Raw genomic sequence first — 13640 nt, forward strand, 5'->3', positions numbered from 1 at the left:
GATTAAATTCGTTTCTTTTTTTCTAATATTTCAAAATAAAATAGAGCCGTAGCTATTGCTATGCTTATATTTCTATCTTAACAAAAAAATAATTCAAATTTATTATCAATCATTTTAAATTTCGTTTGATATGTGGTTAATGTAAATCTACAATATTTTAACAACTTATAGATTTATCTCTTTTAATATAACTAGAATCTAAGCAACTTTAGTGCCTTTTTTAAGTGTAATTACAGTAATTTCAGGCCAAATACCTATACGTCCTGGAAACGCTAAATACCCAAAACCTCTATTTACATGTAAAAACTTTCCTGCCACTTCGTACATTCCTGCCCATTTAGGATAGCGATACTTAACAGGACTCCATTTAATACCTAAAGACGGCACTTCGATACCAAACTGCATTCCATGCGTATGTCCTGCTAAGGTTAAATGAATATGCTTTTCGAAATTAACAATATTAGTTTCGTCTGTTATAATATCATGTTTATTTAGATCGGTTTTATTAAGCTCCATTTCGGTATAATCAAAATGAGAAGGATCATGAGACATTAAAACATTAAAATCATTTTCTCCAATCGTTTTGGTTGCTTCTTTTAAACTTCCGCGTTTTGGAAAATGACGAGATGCTCCCCAGTTTTCAACACCAAGAATATTAATAGCCTGTCCATTTCGTTCTATTCTTCGGTTATCGTTCATTATTAAATCGAAACCTAATTTACGATGCACCTCTTCTAATTGACGTTGATTTTCTTTATTTGAATCCTCATCACTTCCATAAGCATAGTAACCATAATCATGATTTCCCATCACAGCGAACTTTCCATCTTTAGCCTTTAATTGTTTAAATGTATCAATCCAAATATTCATTTCTTCAGCTTTAGTATTTACTAAATCTCCAGTAAATAGAATAGTATCACTCTCTTGCTCGTTAATTAAATCTATACCATAAGCAATCTTCTCTTTACTCTCTAAGCTCCCTGAATGTATATCACTAATTTGAGTAATAGTGTAACCATCGAAAGCGGCAGGTAAATCCTCAAAATAAAGCGCATGTTTAATTACTTTGTAATTATACTTCCCTTTAAAAACACCGTAAATAATTGAGGTAAATGGAATTGCGGCTAAGCCTAAAGCTATTTTAGAAACAAAACCACGTCTACTAGTAGAATAAACAATGTCTTCTGGACTAGATTTAGAGACTTTATTAATTAAACTTAAAGCTCCTCTAACAATATCCTCACCAAACATAAAGAGTATTAAAATAAGTTTTGGAATAAAAAGCATAAACAAAAAAGCTACAGCATAACCATGCTCATGCGTAAAGCTCTCACCACGTACAAAATTAGAATAACGATAAACAAAATTACCTATAACACAAGCACTCGCAAACCAATAAACGACATAAAAGATATAATTTTTGGTAAGTGTTCTAACAGCCTGAAAAGCATAAAAATCTAGTACCAGAATAATTAAAACAAGAATAATCCAACGCAACATAAAGTCAATTTTTGGTGTAAATATATTAATTGTAAAACCGAGTTATCTTACTAATTTGTTAAACGTTATAATTTTTGTCCCACTCACCACCTACTCTTCTATCGTTTTATCTCCTAATGCTGTTTAACAAAAATAAAAATGCTCAACAATTTTTCGGTTTTCATTTTAGTATCTTAGGTTTTTAAATTTAGTAACCTATTTTTTAATGAGAGATACAACCATTTTTGTTTTTTGCATATTCCTATTGTTAACCAACTGTAAAAAAAAAGACGATACAACTTCAGCAACAAAAGATAAATCTTTAATATCGTACGTAAACCCTTTTATTGGCACTAGTGGTCATGGTCATACGTATCCTGGAGCAACTATGCCTTTCGGGATGATGCAATTAAGCCCAGATACTCGGTTAGACGGTTGGGATGGTTGTTCAGGCTATCATTATAGCGACAATGAAATCTACGGATTCTCACATACACATCTCAGCGGAACTGGTGTTAGCGATTATGGAGACATTTTAATAATGCCTACAAATGCACAAATTTTTAACAATGGAGCTAATGGCGAAAAAGGATACAAATCTAAATTCTCGCACGATAATGAAGTTGCTGAACCTGGTTTTTACAAAGTACATTTAGACGATACGAATATTGATGTAGAATTGACGGTTTCTAAACGTAGTGGAATTCATAAATATAAGTTCCCATCTAACGAAAATCAATTTGCTATTGTAGATTTAATACATAGAGATAAGGTTTTAGATGCTAAAATTGAAACAATCTCTAAAACAGAAATTGTTGGTTATCGCTTTTCTAATGCTTGGGCAAAAGACCAACGCTTATATTTTGTAATAAAAACATCGCATCCTTTTAATGATGTATTGCAATCTCCTCCTGAAACAGGAATGCAAGAAGCACAAAAAATAGCATTAAATTTTAGAAACCCAAACAATGATCCTGTTTATATTAAAGTAGGAATTAGTGCAGTTGATGTAGAAGGCGCAAGAAAAAATCTAAAAGGAGAAATTGGAAAACAAACCTTTGAACAAGTAAAAAAAACTGCTCAAGATTTCTGGGAAAAACAATTACAAAAAATAGTTATTGAAAGTGACAACACAAACAATAAAACCAATTTTTACTCATCGATGTATCACGTTGCTTTAGCTCCAAACTTGTATCAAGATGTAGATGGAAGGTATCGTGGTATGGATTTGGAAATTCATAAATCTGAGAATTTCGACTATTATACAGTCTTCTCACTTTGGGACACCTATCGTGCTGTTCACCCACTTTACACAATTATTGAACAAGACAAAACTAACGATTTTATAAACACCTTTTTAGCAAAGCACGATGAAGGTGGCATTATGCCTATTTGGGATTTAAGTGCTAATTACACTGGTTGTATGATTGGATATCATGCTGTGCCTGTTATTGCAGATGCTTATTTAAAAGGTATTCGTGGTTACGATAAAGACAAAGCTTTAGAAGCAATGATGCATAGTGCAACGCGTGATAAATTAGGATTAAAAAGTTATAAAGAATTTTGATTTATTCCTGTAGAAGAAGAAAGTGAATCGGTTTCTAAAACTTTAGAATACGCATACGATGATTGGACGATTGCCGAAATGGCAAAGGCAATGAATAAAAAGGAAGTTTATAAAGAGTATACAGAAAGAGCACAAAACTACAAGAACGTTTTCGATCCAGAAACACAATTTATGCGAGGACGTTTTCGTAATACTTGGTTTACTCCTTTCGATCCTTACGAAGTCAATTTTAATTATACCGAAGCTAATGCATGGCAATACAGTTTTTACGTGCCTCAAGACATTTCTGGATTTACCAATTTACTTGGCGGAAAAGATAAATTAGAAGCCAATCTAGATAAGTTATTTGTTGCCGAATACAAAACTTCTGGTCGACATCAAGTAGACATTACAGGTTTAATTGGGCAATATGCGCATGGAAACGAACCGAGTCATCACATGGCTTATTTGTACAATTTCGTTAATAAACCATATAAAACACAAGAGAAAGTACATCAAATTTTAACCCAGTTATATACTAATACACCAAATGGCATCTCAGGAAATGAAGATTGCGGACAAATGAGCGCATGGTATATTTTTAGCTCAATCGGTTTTTATCCTGTTACACCTGGAAGCAATCAATATATTATTGGAACACCTTTATTTAACAAAGCAACTTTTAACTTAGAAAGTGGAAAAACATTTACTGTTTCTGCTGAAAATTTAAGTGACACAAACATCTATATCGCGTCAGCAACTTTAAATGAAAAACCATACAATCAATCTTATATTTCTCATGAAAACTTAATGAATGGTGGAACACTTCATTTTAAAATGAAAGACTCTCCAACAGATTGGGCAACCAAAGACAACGAAATACCAGAAACTAGAATTGAAGATCACATTATTATTACACCTCCATTTATTTCGAAAGGAAAGACTGCTTTTAAAGGCGAAACTAGAGTTGAATTACAAAGCAACACAAAAGACGCTTCAATTTATTACTCTGAAAACAATTCTGATTTCAAAATATACAAAAAGCCTTTTACCATTTCTGAAGCTGAAACATTAAAAGTCTATTCACAATTAAACGGAATAAAAAGCAAGACGTTAACCACAAATTTCTTTAAAATAGATCCTGATTTATCTATTAAATTAGACTCAGAATATGCTAACCAATATAATGCAGGTGGAAATAATGCTTTAATAGATGGTATTTTAGGCACTCAAGATTTTAGAACTGGTACTTGGCAAGGTTATTTTGATACAGACTTAATTGCAACAGTAGATTTAGGAAGCAGCAAATCTATAAACATGGTAAAAGTAAATTTTCTGCAAGACCAGCGTTCTTGGATTTTTCCTCCATCAGAGGTTTCATGCTTAGGATCTAACGATGGTATTAACTTTTCTATAATTGATAGCTTAATAAAAATAGACAACAGCACTCCTTCCGAAACCGTTAAAATTAACACTACCTATTTTAAACAAGTTTCAAAAAAGTATCGTTTTATTAAAGTGATCGCAAAAAAACTAGGTCAGCTCCCAAAATGGCACTTAGGACATAAAGACAATGGAAGAAGTTGGTTGTTTGTAGACGAAATCATCATTAAATAACTATACAAAAACCATACAAAGAGCCTAAAACACAAAACTGAAAACTTATTTTATCTACATTTAGGCAAACTAAAAACTAACATGAACCAACAAAAATCTTACCGCTCATCATTTATTTTACTAACTGCCTTATTCTTTCTTTGGGGATTTATTACCGTTTTGGTAGACTCTTTAGTTCCAAGATTAAGAGAATTATTTACCCTTAGTTATTCTCAAGCTATATTAGTTCAATTCGCTTTTTTTGGAGCTTACTTTATACTATCTGTTCCGGCTAGTTATATTTTATCGAAAATTGGTTATAAGAAAGGAATAATTCTAGGTCTATTAACTATGGCTTTAGGCTGTTTGTTATTTTATCCTGCGGCTTCTTATCGTGAGTTTGGAATTTTTCTTGTTGCTTATTTTATTTTAGCTGGAGGTATTACATTATTACAAGTAGCTGCAAATCCATATGTTGCTGTTTTAGGTAATGAAGATGGAGCATCTAGTAGACTAAACCTATCACAAGCTTTTAATTCTTTAGGAACCGCAATTGCTCCTGCTGTTGGTGCTTTATTTATTTTAAGCGATACTATTAAAACCAAAGCAGAAATAGCATCACTTACAGAAACAGCCAAAGATACTTATTTAGCTACAGAAGCCTCTGCTGTTCAAAAGCCATTTTTAGGCTTAGCTATTTTTATTATCTCTATTGCTGTCTTCTTTTTATTCGCAAAACTACCTAAACTAATTGGCGAAAAATCTACTGGCACTTATACCGATGCTTTTAAACAAAAGAATTTAATGCTGGGTGTCCTTGCTCTTTTCTTTTATGTTGGAGCTGAGGTGTCTATTGGAAGTTTTCTTGTAAACTATTTTCAAGATATGAACATGGTACCCATAATAAGAGAAAGCAACTCTTTAATGAATATTGCAAACACCGTAGCTAGCGTATTTTTTAAATCTCTTGAAGGTGCAGATAACAAGGCTCTACTAGGTATTTTTGTTATTTTTTATTGGTCTGGAGCCATGATAGGTCGTTTTGTAGGCACCTACCTTACTAAGATAATGAAACCAGGCAAAGTACTAAGTATCTTTGCTTCAATAGCAATTCTATTAATTATTATTTCTATAAGTACAACGGGCTTATTATCTATGTGGAGCATTCTTGCAGTTGGTTTATTTAACTCAATAATGTTTCCAACAATATTTGCTTTGGCAATTAATGGTATTGGAGACCTTAAACCAAAAGCTTCTGGATTACTATGTATGGCAATTGTAGGTGGTGCTATTATTCCACTAATATGTGGAAGTTTAATAGATTCTATAGGATTTAAATTAGCCTTTTTATTTATTACTATTTGTTATGGTTATATACTATATTATGGCTTTAGAAACTCAAGAAAATTAATTTCATGAATAGAAGAAAATTTCTAAAAAATGCAACTTTATCTACTGCAGGCTTAGCAGTTGGCAGTACACTTATTAGCTGTGCTGAAGATTCTAAAATTAACAAACCAGTTATCTCCACTAAAGCAACAACATCTTTTCCATTAGTTGTTGCAACTTGGGATGTTAAAAATGCTACCGAAGCTGCATATAAAGTTTTAGAAAAAGGAGGAAATGCTTTAGATGCCGTAGAAGCCGGTTGCCGTATTGAAGAAGCAAACGAAAAAGGGCAATCTGTTGGAAAAGGAGGCTTACCAGACAGAGACGGAAACGTAACTTTAGACGCCTGTATTATGGATAAAAACGGAAACTGTGGTTCTGTCGTTTATCTTCAAAATGTAACACATGCAATCTCTGTTGCCAGAAGTGTTATGGAAAATACACCACATGTTATGTTAGCAGGAAAAGGAGCAGAAGAATATGCTTACTCTATAGGTTTAAAAAAAGAAAACCTGTTAACCGAAGCTTCAAAAAAAGCTTGGGAAACATGGAAAATAGAAGCTAAATACAAACCCATTATTAATATAGAGAATCACGATACTATTGGCATGATTGCTATTGATAAAAATGGTGATATCTCTGGCGCTTGCACAACAAGCGGATTAGCTTATAAAATGGGTGGACGTGTTGGTGACTCTCCAATTATTGGCGCTGGTCTATTTGTAGACAACGAAATTGGTGGTTGTGTAGCTACTGGTTTAGGCGAAGAGGTTGTAAAAACAGTAGGCAGTTTTTTAGTAGTTGAATTAATGAGACAAGGTAAAACACCTCAAGAAGCTTGTGAAGAGGCTATTAGAAGAATTGTAAACAAACCAAATAGTAATTATAAAAATTTTCAAGTTGGTTATGTTGCTGTAAATAAAAAAGGAGAAACTGGAAGCTATGGCATTCACCAATGGTTTAGCACCACAAAATATCAAGATGGTGTTAACGAAAATACTCAAGCAGATTTTATTATTAAAGCCTAGATATCTTTCCATTATCCTCCAAGGTTTTAAATACTAAAAAAGATAAAAAGCCGAAACATAAGTTTCGGCTTTTCCATATAATTTATTCATTATAACATCTTTTTGTGCTCTATTAAGCAAGCTACAACACCATGAATAAAAACTCAACACTACATTTTTTTTTGCAAAAGTTTTATTATTAGCATAATTTCCAACTCAAATAGTCCTGTCTAAATTTAAAATTGCTAATAATTTAATGCACAAATCATCATTTTAAGGACATTCCTAAATTTGTGGCAATAAATTTAAGTTTTAGCTTTATTTTTACTCGATATTGAAAAACAAATACAATGAAAAAAATTACTTACCTATTACTTTTAATTTCATTTCCTACACTTGCTCAGGTATCTATTCCAGATGTTAATTTTGAAACAGAACTTATTGCTCAAGGTATTGATACAGACGGTGTAGTTAACGGGCTAATATCTAATGCAGATGTACTTGCTAAAACTGGAACTTTAGATGTTGACAGTAAAATGATTGCAGACTTAACAGGTATAGAGGCCTTTGCGAATATTAATCGATTATACTGTGAAAATAACAATTTAACCGCTTTAGACATATCTGCACTTACTGGGCTAACTCAATTAAGAGCTGGAAATAATAATTTAAGCACTTTAGTTGTTACAACTAATACTGCTTTAACTCAATTACTTTTTGACAACAACAACATTAGTACAATTAATGTTTCCAATAATACGCTCTTAACTAAAATTAATGCTCATAATAACACTCTAACATCTATAAATCTTTCATCTAACACCGCATTAGAAATATTAAGACTTCAAAGTAATAACCTGTCAGATTTAGATGTTTCCAATAATTCATCATTAACACTCTTTACATGTCCTAGTAATCCATCTTTAATTTGCATTAAAGTATTTGATGTTGCTTATGCCGAAGCTAATTTCACAAAACCAGCAGATGCAACTTTTTCTACAAGCTGCACATTAAATACTTCCGATTTTAATTTAACGCAAAACATTAGCATCTATCCTAATCCAACTTCTAGTTCTGTATCAATTTCTAGTTCTACTAAAATTTTAAGTTTAGAACTTTACAATTTATTAGGCAAACGCATTCTTATTACTAAAAACAGTAATAAATTAGATTTATCAAATTTAAACTCTGGAGTTTATTTAGTTAAAATTCAAACTGAAAAAGGAGAGACCACTAAAAAAATTATAAAAAACTAAAAAGCTATTAAACACACCTATTTAAAAAAGAAGCAATTAGTACAATCTGATTGCTTCTTTTTTTTTGAAGTCATGTTAATAAATTATAAAGCAAACCTGCGTTAAGTTTTGTAGTTTTGGTATTCTATCAAAATTCCAATTATGTCAGATAACAAACGTGTATTTCTAGTCGATGCTTTTGCCTTAATTTTCCGTGGCTACTATGCCTTTATAAAAAATCCAAGAATCAATTCTAAAGGCGAAGATACTTCTGCAATAATGGGTTTTATGAACTCATTATTAGACGTCATTAAACGTGAAAGACCAGACCATTTAGCCGTTTGTTTCGATAAAGGCGGAAGTACAGACAGAGTAGAAATGTTTGAAGCCTATAAAGCCAACAGAGACGAAACTCCCGAAGGTATTAAAACAGCAATACCATATATCATGGAGATTTTAAAAGCCATGCATATTCCTATTGTTGTAAAAGCAGGTTTTGAAGCCGATGACATTATTGGAACCTTAGCTAAACAAGCCGAAAAAGAAGGTTACCAAACGTTTATGGTAACACCAGATAAGGATTTTGCGCAATTAGTAAGCGAAAACATTTTTATGTATCGCCCAATGTTTGGTGGTGGTTACGAAACTTGGGGAATACCAGAAGTACAAAAGAAATTTGCAGTTACCGATCCCTTACAAGTTATCGACTTTTTAGGAATGATGGGAGATGCCAGTGATAATATTCCTGGATTACCAGGCGTTGGAGAAAAAACAGCTAAGAAGTTTTTAGCAGCTTATGGCACCATGGAAAATCTTTTTGCAAATACACACGAGCTTAAAGGTAAAATGAAAGAGAAGATAGAAGCCAATCAAGAATTGGGTTTACTCTCAAAAAAACTAGCAACAATAATGCTAGACGTCCCTGTGACTTTTAACGCTAAAGATTTTGAATTGGATCAGCCAGACATTCCAAAAGTGACTGAAATTTTTAAAAAATTAGAATTTAGAAGACTCATAGATAATTTTAATAAAACATTTACTTCTGGAGCTCCTGCAACTGTAACCGCAGAATCTTCAGCTAAAAAAGAAATAAAAGTAACACCTAAGGAAGCCGAAAGTGCTGGAGCAGGACAATTTAATTTGTTTGGAGGCGAGAGTCCTTCCGCGGAAGCGACAACAGAAGACGCTTTTACAAGAAAAACAATAGAAAACACATCGCACTTTTACCAAAGTGTAGCGCCAGGAATGGCAACCAAGCTTTTTATTAAAAACTTAATGAATCAAACTTCGGTGTGTTTCGATACTGAAACCACAGGCTTAAATCCGTTAACAGCAGAGCTTGTTGGTATTGCATTTTCTTGGGAAGTTGGCAAAGGATTCTATTTACCATTTCCAGAAGACAAAGAAGAGGCACAGGCTATTATCGAAGAATTACGATGCTTTTTTGAAGCAGAAAACATTCAGAAGATTGGTCAGAATTTAAAATACGATATTAAAGTATTAGCCAAATATAACATTCAAGTTAAAGGCGAATTGTTCGATACTATGTTAGCGCATTATCTAATTAATCCAGACATGCGCCACAACATGGATATATTAGCAGAAACATACTTAAACTACACACCTGTTTCTATAACAGAATTAATTGGTAAAAAAGGAAAGAATCAATTATCAATGCGCGATGTTCCGTTAGAGAAACAAACAGAATATGCGGTTGAAGATTCTGATATTACATTACAATTAAAAGAACATTTTGAAAAAGAATTAGGAGAAGCTAACACCAAAAAATTATTCACAGATATTGAAGTGCCTTTAGTACGTGTACTAGCTGCAATGGAATTGGAAGGTATTAATCTTGATGTTGACTTTTTAAATTCTTTATCTATAGATTTAAACAAAGACATAGACACCTTAGTTGCTAAAATTTACGAAGTTGCTGGCGAAGAATTTAATATTGCCTCTCCAAAACAATTAGGAATTATATTGTTTGAAAAACTAAAACTAGTAGACAAACCTAAAAAAACCAAAACTGGACAGTATAAAACGGGAGAAGATATCTTATCTGCTTTAGCAAAAGAGCACGAGATTATTAGAAATATCTTAGAATACCGTGGATTAGCAAAGCTAAAAAGCACGTATGTGGATGCTTTACCTCTTCAGGTGGAAGAAGCAACTGGTCGTGTACACACAGACTATATGCAAACCGTTGCTGCTACAGGACGTTTAAGTAGTAACAACCCTAACTTACAGAATATCCCGATACGTACAGAACGTGGACGTCAAGTGCGTAAAGCCTTTATACCGCGTAATGACGACTACATTTTATTAGCTGCCGATTATAGCCAAATAGAACTACGTATAATTGCTGCATTAAGCGAAGAAGAAACCATGATTGAAGCCTTTAAAAACGGAGAAGATATTCACGCCTCTACCGCCTCTAAAGTTTTTAATGTGCCTTTAAATGAAGTTACCAGAGACCAACGTAGTAATGCCAAAACCGTAAACTTCGGGATTGTGTATGGTGTGTCTGCTTTTGGATTAAGTAACCAAACCGATTTATCGCGTGGTGAAGCCAAAGAGCTTATTGACACCTATTACGAAACCTATCCAAAGCTTAAAAAATACATGAGCGCTCAAGTCGAGTTTGCGCGCGATAATGGGTATGTAAAAACCGTTTTAGATCGTAGACGTTATCTAAAGGATATTAATAGTGCTAACGCTATTGTGCGCGGTGCTGCAGAGCGTAATGCGGTTAATGCACCAATACAAGGTAGTGCTGCAGATATTATTAAAATTGCCATGATTAACATCTATAACAAACTAGAAGCTGGTAATTATAAAACCAAAATGCTATTACAAGTACATGATGAATTGGTTTTTGATGTCTTTAAACCTGAATTAGAGGAAATGAAAACATTAATTAAAACCGAAATGGAACAAGCCTTTAAAATGGAAGTGCCTTTGGATGTGGAATTGGATACTGGTTTGAATTGGTTGGAGGCGCATTAATTTAATAGTTTGGGCGTTACCCGAAAAAGGGTCAGGCTATACGTTGCAAGTCCTCGTTCGTGCCTCACTGTGGGCTTTCCACTACTATCCTTAACGCAAATAAATATGATGAATAATTTTGAAACTATAAACACAGAATATTTAAGAGCATCTCGAACAATAGAAACTGTAATAGTTTCAAATGAAAATTCAAGCACACTTTTCTTTATTTATAATTATGAAGGGATTTCATTTAGAGTGTTTAAAACTCATATTGATTTGATACATTTTTTTTTAAATAAATCAGAAGGTATTATTCATTTTGATAATGAGAATGCAGTTGATGATTTTCTTAGTGAGGTGAAATTAGCTGCATAAAAAGACACTAATTTAATTTAATTATAACCACCTAATGCAAGATAAATAAAAAGCAATACCTTTAGTTTATGGAAGAAAACAAATTATTAGAAATAATAACAAAATATTTCGAAGATAAAATTTTTGAAAATCATAAAATCAATGCATTAAAAACGCATTCAAAACTTAAATCTTATAAGATAAATCCTATTATAGTTAAATACCTTTCTAAAATTCTTGAAGACAATTTCACTCCGTTAGGAATTGCAAAAGCATTGTATTATCCAAGAATATTAGGAACCTCAATAAACACATCTTTTGGAACGAGAATACAGAATATGTTTGTGGAATTAAATCTTGCTAATGGTTCGTTAATAAAAGGAATGGATATTGAATTTATAGATAAAGTTGATAATCGCAAAAAATGGTGTCAATTAAAATCTGGTCCAAACACAATAAACTCAGAAGATGTAAATCCACTTTTAAAGAAATTCACAACTGTTACTAATCTTGCAAGAACCAATGCAATGACAATGAATAACTCGGATCTAATTTTAGGCGTTCTATATGGAGAAGAAGACCAACTAAGTCAACATTACAAAAAAATTGATTTACAATTCCCTGTTATTGTGGGAAAAGAATTTTGGTATAGAATTACAGGCTTCGAAAATTTTTACACTAAATTAGTTTCAAATTTAGACATGATGATTTTAAATCTTGACACAGAAGACTTCTTTAAACAAGGCTACATCGCTTTATCTAAAGAAATAGAAACTTCTAATTTATTTGATTTTAAATAATATTTATTCAAAAAACTAATAATTGAATACCCGATTTCTGTACCTAAATTACAAGGCACCGCATTACCTATCTGCTTGTATTGTTGAGAAACAGAACCCATAAATTTCCAGTCGTCTGGAAACGTTTGAATCCTTGCATATTCTCGAACTGTAAAAGGTCTTGTTTCATCAGGATGACATCTTTCTGTTTGCTTCTGCGCAGGACTACAGGTTAGAGTTAAACTTGGTTCATCCCAACCAATACGTCTTGCCATTCCTGTTTTCCCACCACCTAAATAAAAACTTTTACCCATATATTCCTTTTGAATATCCAGAGGTAAATTTCTCCAATATCCTTTTGGTGGTACTAAATCTAATATTGCTTTTTTATGTTCCGGATATTTTGAACCTTCAGATTTTGGAACATTAGAATCGTAAAGCTTTCCTTTCTTCAAAGCATCAGATAAATTATAAATAGTTTGATATGGTTTAGGGTATTCATATTTGATATCAATATCTTTTCTAATACCAACAACTATTATTCTTTCTCTTTTTTGAGGGACTTTATAATTTACAGCTTTCAAGACTTCAACAGGAACAACATTGTAACCAATTTCATCAAGAATAGACAACATACCTTTTAACGTTTCACCTTTTTCGTGAGAGCGCAAACCTTTTACATTTTCACCAATACAAATTGGAGGATTGACTTCTTTCACTGCACGAGCGAATTCATAAAACAAAGTTCCTCTAGCATCTTCTAAACCAAGTTTTTTTCCAGCATAACTAAAAGCCTGACAAGGAAAACCACCTGTAACAATATCGACCTCTCCTTTAAATTCTTCAAAACTAAAAGATTTAATATCTCCTTCTAAAACGTTCCAATTTGGCCTGTTTTTCCTTAAAGTTTGACAAGCCCATTTATCAATTTCGTTTAAAGCAGCGCATTTTATTCCTGCTTTTTCAAGGCCAATCGCTAAACCTCCAGCTCCCGCAAATAGCTCTAAAACTTTAAATTCTTTAATCGGTTTTTCGGAATTATCAACGACTTCATCAATAATATCAAATAAAGGCTTTATCAAATTATTAATATCTTCTTTTTTATATACTCGATACTTACTTATTGGCTCTCTTAAAGCTTCAAGTGTTCCGTTTTTATCCCATCTCCTTAAAGTGTCAGTAGATTTGCCCAATAATTCAGCAGCTTCAGATATAGAATAATAACTTTTAATAACCATATTATGCAACATTATGTATTGGTTAC

At 32.5% G+C, this 13640-nt stretch carries 9 protein-coding genes and 1 pseudogene; 8 read left to right on the forward strand and 2 right to left on the reverse strand.

From position 1 onward, the window contains the following. Nucleotides 1-198: 198 nt before the first annotated feature. Nucleotides 199-1500 (reverse strand): metallophosphoesterase, encoded by a 1302-nt coding sequence (locus Q0935_RS03490; protein ID WP_299382451.1) that lies wholly within the window; start codon nt 1498-1500, stop codon nt 199-201. Nucleotides 1501-1705: 205 nt separating this feature from the next. Between Q0935_RS03490 and Q0935_RS03495 the strand changes: the two are divergent. From Q0935_RS03495 to Q0935_RS03525, 8 genes and pseudogenes are all read left to right on the forward strand, one after another. Continuing rightward, nucleotides 1706-3865: pseudogene (locus Q0935_RS03495) on the forward strand (GH92 family glycosyl hydrolase); the annotation flags it as partial. Next, nucleotides 3863-4642 carry a chitobiase/beta-hexosaminidase C-terminal domain-containing protein gene (locus Q0935_RS15895; protein WP_367275009.1) on the forward strand — a complete coding sequence of 260 codons (780 nt, stop codon included), beginning with the start codon at nt 3863-3865 and terminating at the stop codon, nt 4640-4642. The pseudogene Q0935_RS03495 and the gene Q0935_RS15895, both read left to right, overlap by 3 nt. A gap of 81 nt (nt 4643-4723) precedes the next feature. Continuing rightward, entirely contained in the window at nt 4724-6040 is a 1317-nt protein-coding gene (locus tag Q0935_RS03500; protein WP_299382454.1) for a sugar MFS transporter, read from the forward strand. Then, the gene (locus tag Q0935_RS03505) at nt 6037-7038 is read left to right on the forward strand and encodes a N(4)-(beta-N-acetylglucosaminyl)-L-asparaginase (RefSeq protein ID WP_299249620.1); all 1002 of its coding nucleotides are present in this window, start codon (nt 6037-6039) and stop codon (nt 7036-7038) included. Before Q0935_RS03500 ends, Q0935_RS03505 begins: the two co-directional genes overlap by 4 nt. A gap of 329 nt (nt 7039-7367) precedes the next feature. Beyond that, nucleotides 7368-8273 carry a T9SS type A sorting domain-containing protein gene (locus Q0935_RS03510; protein WP_299382457.1) on the forward strand — a complete coding sequence of 302 codons (906 nt, stop codon included), beginning with the start codon at nt 7368-7370 and terminating at the stop codon, nt 8271-8273. Nucleotides 8274-8414: 141 nt separating this feature from the next. Further along, complete coding sequence (polA, locus tag Q0935_RS03515) at nt 8415-11261, forward strand: DNA polymerase I (protein WP_299382460.1); 2847 nt, start codon at nt 8415-8417, stop codon at nt 11259-11261. Between the two features lie 105 nt (nt 11262-11366). Next, nucleotides 11367-11618, forward strand: coding sequence for a hypothetical protein (locus tag Q0935_RS03520; RefSeq protein ID WP_299382462.1), 252 nt, complete (start codon nt 11367-11369; stop codon nt 11616-11618). 68 nt (nt 11619-11686) lie between these two features. Beyond that, on the forward strand, nt 11687-12397 hold the full coding sequence (locus Q0935_RS03525) for a PmeII family type II restriction endonuclease (protein WP_299382464.1): 711 nt from the start codon (nt 11687-11689) through the stop codon (nt 12395-12397). Here the strand turns inward: Q0935_RS03525 and dcm are convergent. Next, on the reverse strand, nt 12343-13614 hold the full coding sequence (gene dcm / locus Q0935_RS03530) for a DNA (cytosine-5-)-methyltransferase (RefSeq protein WP_299383027.1): 1272 nt from the start codon (nt 13612-13614) through the stop codon (nt 12343-12345). The genes Q0935_RS03525 and dcm overlap by 55 nt on opposite strands. Nucleotides 13615-13640 lie beyond the last annotated feature (26 nt).

It is taken from the genome of uncultured Lacinutrix sp. (assembly GCF_947500605.1).
In the GTDB taxonomy this organism is placed as follows: Bacteria; Bacteroidota; Bacteroidia; order Flavobacteriales; family Flavobacteriaceae; genus Lacinutrix.